Genomic DNA, 15,033 nt, shown 5'->3' on the forward strand with positions numbered 1-15,033 from the left:
ATTTTAGATTTCAGATGAGGGGATTTCAGATTTCGGATGGAAAAACGGGGCTCAAGAACTTTTCATCTGCACACCTGCACATCTGAAATCTGCACATCTAACCTTCCGTCTCGTGAAGTGTCTGCACTTGATGAAAGAAAATAGTATGTGTGGGCACGTGGCGCGGCCGGGTAACAGAAAATGTAATACAACCGCACGCAAACCGTCCGCTTACGAACGGGTAGGCCATTGAAAAGACGTGTAAGATATTACTAATCAATAAATTGCAAACGTGGCATAGTTTTGAAGTACAAAAAATACAATAACATCCTGTTGCCATGCTTAAAAACTACTTTAAAACCGCCTGGCGAAATTTATTTCGCAACAAATTCTATTCATTCATCAATATCGCCGGGCTTACTGCCGGGTTGGCTATTGGTATATTAATACTACTTTGGGTGCAGGACGAGTTAAGTTTCGATAACTTCCACAAAAATGCCGACAATATTTATCGCGTAGAACTTTTTGGCGGTACAGGAGCCAGTAAACAGATATGGCAAAATACGGTAGCCCCTATAGGCCCGCTGGCTAAACAGGAGCTTACCGACGTGCAGGACCAGGCGCGCATTGCCCCCAACTGGTTTTTCTCGTTATACAAATACCAGGATAAAGTTTTTGGCGAGCAATCCGTAGCCTTTGCCGACCCGTCGATGTTCAGGATATTTGATTTCCCACTGGTACAGGGCAATACCGCAGCGCCCTTTGCCGGCGATAACTCTGTGGTTATTACCAAAAAAACAGCACAAAAATATTTCGGTGCCGATAATCCAATTGGTAAAGTGATTACTGCCGATGGCCAGGAAAACTTTACGGTGAGTGGCGTTATCAACGATTTCCCGCAAAACTCCAGTATCAATTTTGATATGATAATGCCCATGAGCTACCATGTTAAATTCATACTGTTACGCAATAAGACAGACGTAAATACCAATTTTAACAACTACAGTTATCAAACCTACGTTAAGTTAAACCCGGGCGCATCGTTAAAAAAGCTCTCGGCCGATTTAAATAAAATACATCTTAAGCACCGCGCCGAAGATACCGATGCCGATTACCTGCTATTACCTATCAGTAAGCTGCACTTATACAACGCAGATGGTACCGACCATGGCATCCAAACGGTGCGTATTTTTAGTATTATATCCCTGGTAATACTGCTTATAGCCTGCATCAATTACGTAAACCTTTCTACAGCGCGCTCTTTACTACGCGCTAAAGAAATAAGCATGCGTAAAATTATAGGGGCGGGTAAAGTGCAGCTGTTTATGCAGTTCCTGGTAGAAACCGCCTTGTTATTCCTCATTGCAACAGCATTTGCACTGTTCGCCATTTACCTGCTGATGCCGGTATTTAATGAGTTAGCGGGCAAGCAACTGGTGTTCAGCTTGCTCAATCCTCATATTTGGGCTATCATTGCCATTACGGTTATAGCCACCCTGGCTTTATCAAGCATTTACCCGGCGTTACTGCTATCATCCTTCGAACCATTAAAGGCCCTGAAAGGCAAAATAAGCGCAAGCATTGGCGATGCGCTTTTCCGTAAAGCGCTGGTGGTAGTACAATTTACCTTTTCGGTAATACTTATTGCGAGCACATTGATTATCACCCGTCAGCTTAAATACATTCAATCGAAAAATTTGGGGTACGATAAAAGCCATACCTTCGGGATGTGGATGCGCGACGCCTCGATGCACTATGATGCTGTAAGGGCCGAGCTGTTGAAACAACCCGGCGTAGAAGATGTAACGCGGGCAACCGGCAATATCGTTAACAGCAGCATGTTTTCGGGCGATAACTCCTGGGATGGCAAGGCTCCGGGCCAAACCTTTATCCTGCATCCAATGGGGATTGATAAAGATTTTATTTCCTTTTTTAAACTGAAGATGGCGCAGGGCAGCAGCTTTACAGGTGCCGTTGCCGATTCTACACACTTTATCCTTAACGAAGCCGCCATAAAAGAAATTGGGCTAAAAGATCCTATTGGCAAGCATTTCAGTTTTCAGAAAACAAACGGCACCATAATCGGCGTAATTAAAGACTTCCATTTTGCCAGCTTGCGCGAAAAAATTGCGCCTGCCATTTTCTTTTACCGCCCGGCTAATTATCAAACTTTATACGTAAAAACCAGCACTAAAAATGCGGCCGCAGCAATCGCTGCCGCGGAGACACAGTTTAAACAATACAACGGCGAGTACCCTTTTAGTTATACCTTCCTGGATGACATGTTTAACAACCTTTACAAAGGCGAACAGCGCGAAGGTACATTGTTCAATTATTTTGCCGGAATGGCTATACTCATCTCCAGCCTGGGCTTATTAGGGCTTGCAACCTACACAGCCCAGGTACGCACCCGCGAAATCGGCGTGCGCAAAGTATTGGGAGCATCGGTTACAGGCGTTGTAAGCCTGTTGGCTAAAGATTTCATTAAACTGGTACTTATTGCCATTGTTGTAGCTACCCCTTTAGCCTGGTACGTTATGGCCAACTGGTTAGAGGCCTTTGCCTACCGCATACCTATCAGCTGGTCTGTTTTTGTATTGGCCGCATTTATAGCCATCGTTATTGCATTTGTTACCATCAGTTTCCAATCCATTAAAGCAGCACTAGCCAACCCGGTGAAGAGCTTGAGAAGCGAGTAGGGGGTTGTTAAGCGCGCTGAGAGGTTAGTACGTGTTCTGGTATCTGCTCGCCGCGTCAAGTGCCTACACTTGACGAAAGAAAATGGCAAACGTCCACGCTTGCGAGCTTAGCGTTGGATTAAAAGTAAGCGTGGACGCTTACCAACGTTATTGCCCCAGGTGTGGACACTTGGCGCGGCGGGTGATTTTGTCTTTTTCATCTGCACACCTGCACATCTGAAATCTGCACATCTATATTCCCTTCCACAATTCCGTAGCCGGGTGGAATTGTTTCCAGGAGCGCCAGTATTCCTGGTATGATTGTATGGTGCTGAGTTGTTTGCCTTTGTATGGGCCGGAGATGCAGGTGCCCGTCCAATCCCAGATGGAGGAGGTTTCCTGGTCGGCCAGGCAGTTCTCTTTATCCATCAAAAAGTGCAGCTGCTTGCCGTCTACTATACTGCTCCAGGTATGGAAGCTTTGCTTGTCCTCCTCTACGGCAATTACCAGCGGCATGCCGTTTATATTATCATTCAGTACCTGCTTTTTCACCAGTTGCCGCCAATCGTAGGCTTTGGGCTTGCCGTTGGCTATAATGCCTACCATCCAGCTTTTGCGCACTAAGGAATCTTTGTTCTTCAGGGTGCTGTCTTTATCTACGGCTTGTTTATGGTCGTAGTCTTTCAGGTCGATATAATCATCGAGGTAGCCGCCGTCGGGCTGCATGATTAAGGAGGCGGGGTACTTTGCCAGCCATGCGCCAAGCGTCATCTGCTCGTAGGGCAGTTCTTCCAGGTGCGCGCCTTTCATGGGTCCTACGGCTGCCACGCCTGTTGCCTGGTACCACCAGGTGCGTGTGCTTACGTCCTCAATAATAGCGTTGTAATGCCTTGCGCCCACCAATCTAAAGGTTTGTTGGATGCCTTTGATAACAGGGTCGTAAACGCGGCCGGTGCGGCACATGGTGCAATAAGTAACCAAAACGGGTTTACCGGCCAGGCTATCCTGTACCTTATGGTGATAGCCCAGGTAAATAATAGGGTAGGCCTTGGCCACGCCATTGCTCACCACGCCAATTACCAAATAGCTTTGCGGTACTTTATTCGTGAGCCCGTTGGCAAACCGCGCCTTTTGGGTTTCTTTGAACATGGTCTCGGCCTTGAACATATAGTCTGTAAAGTAAAAACTGCCCAGGCAAATAATGATGACCGCCACTTTGATAATTTTATGCTTGCGGGTGTTTTTGGCGAAGAAACGGATGAAGTACACGATAAGGAGTATGGCACCCAGGATGCGCAATGGCAGTACTATTTTTTCGAGGTAATAGCAAATGGTAATGGCGTTGATATCCTGGCTGCCGGGGAAAGGCATCAGCAGATAAGCATGCAGTAAACCGGGCAAAATAAGCAATACGATACCGGCCCAAAAAAGCAAAGGTTTATTGTTATTGTTCATTTGTCAGTAAAATGGGCTTATTATAGTATTGGTCAATCAGGTACAGAGATACTAAAGTATAAAAAATATACAAGCTGTCAATATCATGCTGAAAAATAAACGCTTAAAGATGTTTTGGCTTTTTTTTTGACTTTGCGTCGACCCGCTCTTTGCCGGGCATCTTTACCTTTACAAAAAATATAAATCACCATGAAAGTAGAGATATGGAGCGATGTAATGTGCCCCTTTTGCTATATAGGCAAACGCCGGTTCGAGGATGCATTGCAGCAGTTCGAGGGCAAGGATAAGGTAGAGATAGAATGGAAAAGCTTCCAGCTTAACCCACAGATGGTGACCGACCCATCGGTAAACATAAGCCAGTACCTGGCCGACTTAAAAGGCTGGACGCTGGAATATGCGCAGCAAATGAATGCCCACGTAACCAAAATGGCTGCCGAAGTTGGCCTTATCTACGATTTCGACCGCGCAGTTGTGGCCAATAGCTTAAAGGCGCACCGTTTTAGCCATTATGCCAAAAGCAAAGGCCTGGGCGATGCGGCCGAAGAAGCCCTTTTTAAGGCCTATTTTACTTTGGGCAAAAACACCGACGATACCGATACCCTTGCCGGTTTAGGCGAAGAGATTGGCCTCAACAAGGACGAAGTAACGGCTATATTGAACAGCGATACCTACACCGACGATGTAAAGCACGACATTGCCGAAGCCGAATACCTGGGCATTCGCGGTGTGCCGTTTTTTGTAATGAACGGCAAATACGCGGTATCCGGCGCGCAGGCCGTACCTGTATTTACCCAAACGCTGGAGAAAGCCTATGGCGAATGGAATGATGAGCAGGCGAAACCAAAATTTGATGTAATAGACGGACCTGTGTGCGGGCCGGACGGGGATTGTTGAACCGGCTGGTGATTTAAATCAGGCACAAAAATCACCGACACTTTAATTGGCAGGAAATAAATTATATATTTATAGGATCTGATGACCCTAAACTATCTGCGGCATATGAAAAGGATCTATTCCCATCTGTTTACGTTTATAATCCTTGCAACAGTTTTTTTCGGCTGTAAGATAGACCAACCCATATACCCCGACGGCACTGTTGGCGGCGGCACTGTTGGCAATGGCAATTTTGTAAGTTATACCTTTCAAGGTAAAACAACCAAGATCACAACCCTGGTTGTTTTCCAGGTGATAGCGCCAGGTGTGGTACCCGAAGGGAGCACCCAGGTACTCGGCGGCACCGACCCTTCCAACGCATTCAGTTTTATATCCCCAACTGCTGTTAAGGGGACATTCCCGGCAGAAATAATTGCGATAGGGTCAGATTTTGTAGGCGAGGGGACCGTTGTATTTACCGACTTAACTTCTGCAAACGGATTTAACGGTACGGTGACAGGCACTTTTACGGGGCAAATGCATGATAAGGCCGGAGTGGATGCCGGGGCAATAACCGGGTCGTTTAGTATCAAGAACTAAAGCGCTACTAAACAACATATTACACGGCGCGGTATCGGCCGGCAATGTCCTATATATTAATCATATTGTAATCTTTTACGTCAAATTTTTATATTTGAGATACGTTTCGCACCTTAGTGTAATATATACACTAAGAAGCATTTATTAATTTGGAAGCCGCTATATCACCATATCATCACTCACGCACCACATTACGCATCGCGGTAGCTGCCATGTTTTTCATGACGGGGCTGTGCTTTGCCAGCTGGACATCGCGCATTGCCACCATACAGCAAACACTTGATCTGTCTGAAGCGCAACTGGGTGGCGTTTTGTTTGCGCTGCCTGTTGGGCTGATGTGTTCCCTCCCGTTTTCGGGCTGGGTTATTACCAAAATTGGCAGCCGCAACCTGCTAATAGCAGCGCTTATAATTTACAGCATTACACTGGTTAGCCTCGGGCTTGCCCAAAACACTTTGCAGCTTATTATTTGCCTGGTGGTGTTTGGTTTTAGCAGTAATTCGGTAAACATATCTGTAAACACCCAGGCAGTAGCTGCCGAAGAGTTATACCAGCGCCCCATTTTAGCCTCCTTCCATGGGTTGTGGAGCCTTGCAGGGTTCACAGGCGGGCTTATCGGCGTTTTTATGATGCGCTTCCAAATGCCCCCACTGCAGCACTTTGCAATCATACTCGCCCTTATTGTTATTGTGGTTATTGCAACCATCCCCTATTTAAAAAACGATAAGGTAGTAAATACCGGGCCGGTGTTTGTAATGCCCGATAATTCGCTTATCAAATTAGGCGCAATTGCGTTTTGCTCGATGATATGCGAGGGCGCGATGTTCGACTGGAGCGTTATTTACTTTAAGAAAGTAGTATTGGCCCCTACCGACTGGATAGGAGCGGGTTTTACGGCCTTTATGGCTACCATGGCACTCGGCCGCTTCGTGGCTGATGGTTTTGCTCATCGCTTTGGCTTAAAGCGTACCATGCAACTCAGTGGCATACTTACCGCAACCGGGTTGCTTATTGCGGTTATCTTCCCTTATTTTTATACGGCATTAATTGGGTTCCTGTTTGTGGGGGCGGGTGTATCATCCGTTGTGCCTATGGTGTACAGCGCGGCCGGCAAATCAAAAACAATGGCACCGGGCGTTGCATTAGCGGCGGTATCTACCCTTGGTTTTATGGGTTTTTTAATTGGCCCGCCAATCATCGGCTTTATTGCGGGATTAGCCTCTTTACGGGCATCCTTTACACTGATAGCTATGATGGGGATTTGCGTTGCCGTTGTATCAACCAAAGCCAAAATTTAAGCCTCGTTCAAATCGGCTTCGCCGGGATTCAGCACATATTCAAAGTTTTCGTACCCGTTGTGGAAGGTGAATTTCAACCGCTCTTTGGGCAGGTTAATATCTAAAGAAATTGCCGCCAAAGTTTCGGGCAGGTTATCCCTTATCAGTTTCAGGTCGGTAACGTGAGGCATATCTATGTAGATATCCTCGCCCACAGGTTCAATCTTCCAATCTTTTAAATTGGCCGCCGCCAATACATCAATCCATTTTTGCTGGTACGCGTTCATAGGTGTTTCTGTTGGTACTTATAGGGAACAGGTGGAGGGGCGGAAAGTTTTATACCCTCTTGTCATTTCGAGGGAAGCGCAGCGACGAGAACTATCTCTTGAACGAAGTGGAAAAAATCTTGTTGGATATGTAAAGTAGCGAACTATGCTCGCCGACCAGCATGGTGCAATTGCATAACTAACAAGATTCCTCCCTCGTTCCTCGGTTCGGAATGACAAATAGGTTTTGATAATTCTTCATGCGGCAATTATCCCCACATGCTGCCGCGAGATTAGCGTAGCGTATCTCGTGGTGAGCATTGAGCAAGCTTCCAGCTTGCGTCAGCTGAAAGCTGACCTTGTGCAAACCACGGGTTGAAAACCCGCGGTAGTGGTTTTGAAAAAAACCAAAAAATCGCATAAATCCGCTCAATCCCGGTTCAGACGCCTCATCACCTCCAAACAAGCCCTGCTATTGTGGTAGGGGCATTTCCAAAGGCCGGCTTTGTCTTCGGTGGTCATAACGCTGCCATCGGCGTAGATGCCCCAAAACCATTCGCCATTCTTTTTATCGAGGATGTTCTGTTTTACGAATTCCCAGCTGCTGATGGATAGTTGGAGCCATTTTTCGTCGCGGGTAATTTGGTAGGTATTGTAGAAGCCTACCATGGCTTCCGCCTGTGGCCACCAGTGTTTTTCTTTCACCAAATGCTTTTGCGATGGCTCGTACTCGTACCACAGTCCGCCATCGGCATCCAGGCCTTCTAAAGTCGCTTTGGATATCTGTATGCAGATTAATTTAAGCTGTTCGATGAGCTCGACGTGGTGGATAGCCTCCGCAGCTTCCAGCAAAAGCCAGGTAGCTTCAATATCGTGTCCGTAAGATACCGTATCAGATTTAGCGTTCCATTCCTCATCAAAAAACAAAATAAGATGTTTGGTTTCGGCATCGATGATGTAATCGATAAAATTATGCAGCAGCGTTTCTATCTGTGCGCGCAGGCCTTCATCGGGCCAAACGGTATAAAGCGTGGTGTAGGCCTCCAGCACGTGGAGGTGGGTGTTCATGCTCTTTTTTTCGTTAGCATCCTTGGCGCTCAGGCGCAAATCGGCCATGGGTTGCCAGTCGCGGGTGAAAGCCTCGAGGTAGCCGGTATTTTTCTTGTCGTAACTTTTAGCAACTAATAGATGGTAGAGTGCCTTCGCTTCCTCCAGTACTTCTTTATCCTTGGTAGCCTTGTAAAACTCGCTGTACGCATAGATGGTAAATGCAGATGCATACACCTGCTTTTTCGTATCAAGCGGATTACCCTCGTGGTCTACAGTCCAATAAACGCCGCCATGCTTCGGGTCTATAAACCGATGCACAATGTAGCGATAGGCAATAGCAGCTATGCCTAGATGCAGGGCGTTTTTGCTATGGTTATAAGCGGCTGCGAAACTCCACAATATCCTTGCGTTCAGCACCGAACCCTTGGGTGAACCGGGAATAACCTTATTATTGTTATCTATTCTTCCCCAGAATCCACCATCGGCTTCATCTAATGTGTTATCCACCCAATAGTTGAGGATGTTCTCCAGTTCTTTTTCAAGGTCCTTTTTATACTTCTTTACCTGTTGGCTCATACCTCTTAAACCAATTCCTTCAGCTTTTTATTGTTATTGATAATCGCATTCAACGTCTCTACCGAAGCCGCCGAGCGGAGGCCATCCGCCGGGGTATTGGTTACGTAATCGATAAGTTTATCTACCGTAGTAGTAGCCACGTGCATCCGCGTGTCCGACGAGGCGTAGTAGATAAACACGCTGCCATCCTCGTCCTTTATCCAGCCATTGCAGAAGGCCACATTGCTTACGTCGCCAATGCGCTCCGAACCCTCGGGGGCTAAAAAGTAGCCCGCGGGTTTGTGGGTTACTTTGGTCGGGTCGGAAAGGTCTGTCATGAACATATACAGCGTATAACGCAGGCCGGCAGCGGTATTGCGCACGCCGTGTGCCAGGTGCAGCCAGCCTTTTTCCGTTTTGATAGGGGTGGGCCCCTGGCCGTTTTTGGCCTCATAAACGGTATGGTATTGTTTATTGTCGATAATGGTTTCTTCGTCTACCACCGCGTTTTCCATGCTGTCGCAAAGCCCGAAACCTATGCCTCCGCCTTTGCCTGCGCTTATGAAGCCATCCTGCGGACGGGTGTACAACGCGTATTTGCCATCCAGAAATTCGGGGTGCAATACCACGTTGCGCTGTTGTGGCGAGTTGGTTTTCAAATCGGCCAGGCGTTCCCAGGTAAGCAAATCTTTGGTGCGGGCAATGCCGCAGGCCGCAATGGCCAGGCTTTGGTCGTGTGCCGGGGCAGCCGGGTCGCGTCTTTCGGTGCAAAAGAGGCCGTATATCCAGCCATCCTCGTGCGCGGTGAGGCGCATATCGTAAAGGTTGGTGTCTGGCTCTTCCGTTTCGGGCATGGTGACGGGGTTTTCCCAAAAGGTAAAATGGCTGATGCCATTGGGGCTTTCAGCTACCGCGAAGAAGGATTTGCGGTCGGCCCCTTCCACGCGCACTACCATCAGATATTTGCCGTTGAATTTAATGGCCCCGGCGTTGAAAGCGGCATTGATGCCGAAACGTTCCATCAGGTAGGGGTTGGTGTTGGGGTTCAGGTCGTACTTCCAGGCTACAGGGGCGTGCGCAGCGGTTAGCACCGGGTTTTTATACCGGTCGAAAACACCGTTGCCCAAACCGTCAATTTCGTTAGGCGTATCTATCAATTGCCGGTAGGCAGCGTTTAGCTGCTCCAGCCTGTTCTTAAAGGCAGGGGTCATAAATATATTTGTGTATTAATATTCTTTGAGTTTGTTCCACCAGGTGCGTTTCAGTATCAGCATCATTACTGCCAAAATGGCTATAGTAATCAGCAGTGGTGAGTGTTGCCCCAGTACCAGGTACATGGGTAAAATGGTGAGGCAGCATTGGGCAATAGTGCCTATTACCACGTTGAACATATTGAGCTTGAAGTTTTTATTAGGTTGAAAGAACGGGTCGTTAGCTATGGCTATCTTTTTCACCGGTTCCCAAAAACCCCATGGGCGCACATTGGTGTAGAAGGATTGCAAAACCGCGGCATCGGTAGGGGGCGCTGCATAGGAACCAACGATGGATCCGGCCAGGGATACGCCAAACAGCACCGGGAACCAGTTTAACAACTCGTTTTCGGGGATATAACCGTATTTAACGAGTATCGAGAATGCCATGGCCGCCAGGATGCCGGAGAGCATCCCCCAGAAGAACCCGCTGGCATTAAAGCGCCACCAATGCCATTTAAGCACGTTGGCTGCTATGTAACCGCCATAAAGGGCCGACACGATCCATTGCAGCACGCTGTTGATATCCTTTACGAAAAAGCCAAGGAACACGCCCAAAGCCACCACAACCACGCCCACCAGGTAATTCATGCCGATGATTTTTTTGGTGGATGCTGCGGGGTTTACGTATTTGATGTAGATATCATTTACGATATACGCCTGCGCCGCATTCATGGTGCCGCTGAAGGTGCTCATGAAAGCGCCCAGCAAACCGGCAAGCAGCAGGCCCACAAGCCCAACGGGCAAAAAGTTATTGATAACGGCTGGCAGTATGCGCTCGAAATCGATGCCGCCTGCGCCGTCGGCCAGGTTCATCTGGTGGTAGTAGATGAGACCCAGGGCAGTCAGGCTGATGATGAGCGTATAGCGGATAGGCAGCAGGATAACGCTTACGAAGCCGTTCATCTTGCTGGCTTCCTCGGGTGAGCGGGTGCTTAGTATCTTCTGCATATCGTAGTTGGGCGCAGGGCCGGCCAATGCGGCAAAGAAGCCCTTGAAGGTCATCATCATAAAGAAATAGGCGAACAGCGAGTAGCCATCGCTCTTGATCTTGACGTTCACTTCTTTGATAATGGTAGACCAATCCAGCCCCAGGTGCTTGCCGAAGAAAGGCGTGTACCAGCCGTTGGGCACATTCAATTTATGACTGGCTATTTGTTCTGTGGCGATAACGCCTATCCAGATGCAGGCCACCGTCATGATGCCGTATTTGACCATATCGCCGGTTACGATACTGTGCATACCGCCAATGATGGAATAGAACATGGCAAACAACGTAAAGATGATGCCGTAAACATGCGGCACGTATTGCGGCGCAACCTCAAAGGGGATATAGCCTTTTATCAGATCCCAGGGGATGAATATCTGGATGAACTTACCCAACCCGATGAAGCCATAAGCCATGAAGCCCAGGCAACTGAGCAAGGCAAATGCAATTACCACCAAATGGGAACTTGTTACGCCCGCACCTGTTTTACCAAAACGTGTTGCCAGCCATTCGGCACCGGTAGTTGCGTTTGAGCGGCGCAGCCAGCGCGAGAGGTACATCATCAAAAATACCTGGTTGAATACCGGCCACAGCCAGGGTATCCAGATACTCTTCATGCCGTACACAAAGCAGAGGCTCACCATCCACATGGTGCCGCTGATGTCGAACATGTCTGAGGCATCGCTTAGGCCAAGCTTGTACCAGGGTAGCGATTTACCGCCCAGCATATAGCTGTCCTTGTTTTCACGGGCTTTTTTGCGGTACCATAGCCCGATGAAAATGGTGCTGAGTAGGTACAGGACAATGATGGAAATATCAATTAGGGACAATCTCATTTATCAAAAATTTTATACTACAGGAATGCTAAGAATACCACAGAAATTCAAAGAAAAACACCGATTTCTTTCCGATTTTCTCCGATTTTCAAGGGCGTTTTCGCGTATTTCCGGTATGGCTAACTGGTTTATGCCAAAAGTAGGCAGTTGCTCAACCCAACCCTAATACTATTTTAACCAAGTATTGGTTTATCACGACAAAACCACCCCAATTCTGTAGCATTAATCTGCACATTTGAAATCTGAAATTCGCACATCTATATAAATACCCTGTTACCGGTATACGTCTCCCTGAACTCTTTTGGGATGCAGAATTTCTTGCGTTTGAAGATGCGGTTGAAGTTGGAGATATTGTTGAACCCGCATTTATAGGCAATCTCGGCAACGGTGGTGGTGCTTTCGATGAGCATGCGCGAGGCGTGGCCCAGGCGGATTTCATTCAAGCTATCTATGAACGTCTTCCCCGTGCGTTTTTTGATGAAACGGCTGAAGGAGGCATCGGGCATGTTGGCTATTTTGGCTACTTCGGCAAGGGTTACTTGCGTGTTATAGTTGGCGTTCATGAAATCGAACACCTTCTCTATGCGGCGGCTGTTGTAGTTGAACTGCTCGTTGGTGAAGCTGGCATCAGATAAAGTCTTCATATTGCGGCTGATAGAGAGATCGTGCAGGATGCTCATCAACTCCAGCACCGAATCGAAGCCGTTCTTTTTATCCAGCGATTGCAGCCTGCCCCGTATAGCGGCAATGGTTTCGGGCGGGAAGGTGATGCCGCGCTGCGCCCTGTCCAACATGTTCTTCACGAAGCTCATCTGGTTGCGCCTCAGGAATTTATCGTCGAATAAATCCTTATGGAACTGTATGGTAACCTCGGTAATGGCTTCGCTTTTGGCCTGATGGGTAAACCAGGCATGGTAAAGGTTGGGGCCTATGAGCACCAGTTCCAGGTCGTCAATTACCTCTATACTGCCGCCTACTACCCGCTTGGCGCCTTTGGCGTTGATGATGAGGTTCAGTTCATATTCCTCATGGTAATGCAAAGGAAAATCGAACCTGGTTTTCACCCTGCTGAAAATAGTAAAACAATCGCTTGGGGTGAGGGGGGTAATCTCACGCATTACATTGTTAGGCATCTCAAAATCTAATTGGTTTTATCCGTAATAATACTGATACGAATTTAACATAATAAAATCAGAGTATCTCCAAAAAAGCGTATTTTGAGCTGAAATAGCCATTTTTACCTTCGTAAATTTCCGTGTTTTTGCAATAATACACCAAAAAAAGGTACAAAATTCCATCCCTTTTTATAAAAAGAGGCGGGCTATGTTTTGCCCCGTCCGGTCGCCCTGTTACATCGCAGCCCTGTATCGTTTTCACAAGTCGGGGTGGATATGCCGGGCGACACGAAACCGAAATGAAGAGCACGGGTCATCGTCCGCCTGCTCCAAATTCGTCCTTGCACATGTTGTACTTTTATTTCATTTTTACAGGCGTTTACGGCACCGCACCAAAAGCCAAAATGGCGTCGGTCTGTAATATGTAATAATAACTCCCCTTTAAAACATTTTGCAGCTTTACGCATTCTATATCTTCGTATTAGTTATACCTTTGCCCGCTTAAATGGATACCATAAAAAGTACAATAAAGCCAGTACCGTCCCGCTTTTCCAGAGCGAAGGATGGTATCAGCAATTTCTTCCTGATGCTGTATAATATCTACAGCTTCGTTATCCGCTTTTTTAAGGAAGTTTTGTTGCCTCCATACGATTTGAAAGAAATTGTTCGCCAGTGCTACGAAACCGGCGTTCGCTCGTTCACCCTCATTACTTTAACCGGGTTTATCGTAGGGGTAATCTTCACCAAGCAAAGTCGTCCTTCGCTTACCGGTTTCGGGGCTACATCGTGGCTGCCGTCGCTGGTGTCTATCGCCATCATGAAGGCGCTTGCCCCGCTGGTCACCGCGCTGATTGCTGCGGGTAAGGTGGGCAGCAGCATCGGCGCCGAACTCGGCTCCATGCGGGTTACCGAGCAGATTGATGCCATGGAAGTATCGGGTACCAAGCCTTTTAAATTTTTAGTGTGTACGCGGGTTATCGCTACCACCATCACTATACCTTTGCTGGCCACTTATGTGGCCTTTATTGCGCTGCTGGGCGGTTACCTCAACGTAAGCGCCAACGAGGGCACTACTTATATTACGTTTATGGAGCAGGCCTTCGAGCCGCTTACCTTCGTAGATTTTTGGGCATCGCTTAGCAAAGCCATCGTATTCGGTTTCACTATCGGCATCGTAGGCTGCTACCAGGGCTATAACGCGGCCAAGGGTACCGAGGGCGTAGGCAAGGCTGCCAATGGCGCGGTGGTTACCGCCATGTTTTTGGTTTTTATAGAGGAAGTTTTAATTGTACAGATAGCGGGCTGGTTCCGCTAATAGCCATATGCAGAAGCAAAAGGTAAATATCGACAAGACCAACGAGGTTGTTAAGATACGCGGACTGGAGAAATCCTTCGGCGATTACGACGTGCTGCGCGGTATCGACCTGGACCTCTTTCAGGGCGAGAACCTGGTGGTGCTGGGCCGGTCGGGCACAGGCAAATCGGTATTGATCAAACTGATATCGGGCCTGTTGATGCCGGATAGGGGCACCATAGATGTGTTGGGCCACGATGTTGCGCACATCAGCCAGCGCGAACTGGAGGCCCTGCGCATCCGCATCGGGTTTTCGTTCCAGAACAGTGCCTTGTACGATAGTATGACGGTGCGCAAGAATCTCGAGTTCCCGCTGGTGCGTAACCGTAAGGGTATCACCCGGGCCGAGATTGACAAGAACGTGGAGAGCGTGCTTGATGCCGTTGGCCTCTCTCAAACCATCAACCAGATGCCTTCAGAGCTTTCGGGCGGGCAGCGTAAACGTATAGGCATTGCCCGTACGCTTATCCTCAACCCCGAAATTATGATGTACGATGAGCCAACCGCCGGTTTGGACCCCATCACCTGCATCGAAATAAACGACCTGATAAACGAGGTGCAGCAAAACTACAACACCTCATCTATCATCATAACGCACGATTTAACCTGCGCCAAGCAAACCGGCGACCGCGTTGCCATGCTTTTAGACGGGCAGTTCCAACGTGTAGGCACCTTTGAGGAAGTATTTAAAACCGACGATGTAAGGGTGAAACCTTTTTACGATTATAATTTTACAGAATAACATTATCACCATATA

Annotated in this window: 12 protein-coding genes; 6 read left to right on the plus strand and 6 right to left on the minus strand. The window is 47.8% G+C overall.

Annotation, left to right across the window (positions count from 1 at the left end):
• Window positions 1–317 precede the first annotated feature (317 nt).
• Window positions 318–2,678 (plus strand): ABC transporter permease, encoded by a 2,361-nt coding sequence (locus tag AC1DXC_RS01075; RefSeq protein WP_477457271.1) that lies wholly within the window; start codon window positions 318–320, stop codon window positions 2,676–2,678.
• Window positions 2,679–2,909: 231 nt separating this feature from the next.
• On the opposite strand, the gene AC1DXC_RS01080 is transcribed toward AC1DXC_RS01075, so the two are convergent.
• Window positions 2,910–4,112, minus strand: coding sequence for a DUF3179 domain-containing (seleno)protein (locus AC1DXC_RS01080; protein WP_477457272.1), 1,203 nt, complete (start codon window positions 4,110–4,112; stop codon window positions 2,910–2,912).
• Between the two features lie 189 nt (window positions 4,113–4,301).
• Here AC1DXC_RS01080 and AC1DXC_RS01085 point away from each other — a divergent pair, with 189 nt between their 5' ends.
• From AC1DXC_RS01085 to AC1DXC_RS01095, 3 genes are all read left to right on the plus strand, one after another.
• Window positions 4,302–5,006: a DsbA family oxidoreductase gene (locus AC1DXC_RS01085; protein WP_477457274.1), complete on the plus strand. Its 705-nt coding sequence runs from the start codon at window positions 4,302–4,304 to the stop codon at window positions 5,004–5,006.
• A 105-nt stretch (window positions 5,007–5,111) separates the two neighbouring features.
• Window positions 5,112–5,585: a hypothetical protein gene (locus tag AC1DXC_RS01090; protein WP_477457275.1), complete on the plus strand. Its 474-nt coding sequence runs from the start codon at window positions 5,112–5,114 to the stop codon at window positions 5,583–5,585.
• Window positions 5,586–5,734: 149 nt separating this feature from the next.
• Window positions 5,735–6,883, plus strand: a complete 1,149-nt coding sequence (locus AC1DXC_RS01095; RefSeq protein WP_477457276.1) for an MFS transporter — start codon at window positions 5,735–5,737, stop codon at window positions 6,881–6,883.
• Here the strand turns inward: AC1DXC_RS01095 and AC1DXC_RS01100 are convergent.
• The 5 genes from AC1DXC_RS01100 to AC1DXC_RS01120 all read right to left on the minus strand — a co-directional run bounded on the left by AC1DXC_RS01100 (window position 6,880) and on the right by AC1DXC_RS01120 (window position 12,925).
• Window positions 6,880–7,149 carry a hypothetical protein gene (locus AC1DXC_RS01100; RefSeq protein WP_477457277.1) on the minus strand — a complete coding sequence of 90 codons (270 nt, stop codon included), beginning with the start codon at window positions 7,147–7,149 and terminating at the stop codon, window positions 6,880–6,882. The genes AC1DXC_RS01095 and AC1DXC_RS01100 overlap by 4 nt on opposite strands.
• A 408-nt stretch (window positions 7,150–7,557) precedes the next feature.
• Window positions 7,558–8,754: an AGE family epimerase/isomerase gene (locus AC1DXC_RS01105; RefSeq protein ID WP_477457278.1), complete on the minus strand. Its 1,197-nt coding sequence runs from the start codon at window positions 8,752–8,754 to the stop codon at window positions 7,558–7,560.
• A 5-nt stretch (window positions 8,755–8,759) separates the two neighbouring features.
• Window positions 8,760–9,944: a glycoside hydrolase family 130 protein gene (locus AC1DXC_RS01110; RefSeq protein WP_477457279.1), complete on the minus strand. Its 1,185-nt coding sequence runs from the start codon at window positions 9,942–9,944 to the stop codon at window positions 8,760–8,762.
• Between the two features lie 15 nt (window positions 9,945–9,959).
• Entirely contained in the window at window positions 9,960–11,807 is a 1,848-nt protein-coding gene (locus AC1DXC_RS01115; protein WP_477457280.1) for a sodium:solute symporter family protein, read from the minus strand.
• Window positions 11,808–12,064: 257 nt separating this feature from the next.
• Entirely contained in the window at window positions 12,065–12,925 is an 861-nt protein-coding gene (locus tag AC1DXC_RS01120) for an AraC family transcriptional regulator (RefSeq protein ID WP_477457281.1), read from the minus strand.
• Window positions 12,926–13,508: 583 nt separating this feature from the next.
• Here AC1DXC_RS01120 and AC1DXC_RS01125 point away from each other — a divergent pair.
• Window positions 13,509–14,237 carry an MlaE family ABC transporter permease gene (locus AC1DXC_RS01125; protein ID WP_477457629.1) on the plus strand — a complete coding sequence of 243 codons (729 nt, stop codon included), beginning with the start codon at window positions 13,509–13,511 and terminating at the stop codon, window positions 14,235–14,237.
• Window positions 14,238–14,244: 7 nt separating this feature from the next.
• Window positions 14,245–15,018 carry an ABC transporter ATP-binding protein gene (locus AC1DXC_RS01130; protein ID WP_477457282.1) on the plus strand — a complete coding sequence of 258 codons (774 nt, stop codon included), beginning with the start codon at window positions 14,245–14,247 and terminating at the stop codon, window positions 15,016–15,018.
• Window positions 15,019–15,033: the final 15 nt, after the last annotated feature.

It is taken from the genome of Mucilaginibacter sp. P2_D11, assembly GCF_056404435.1.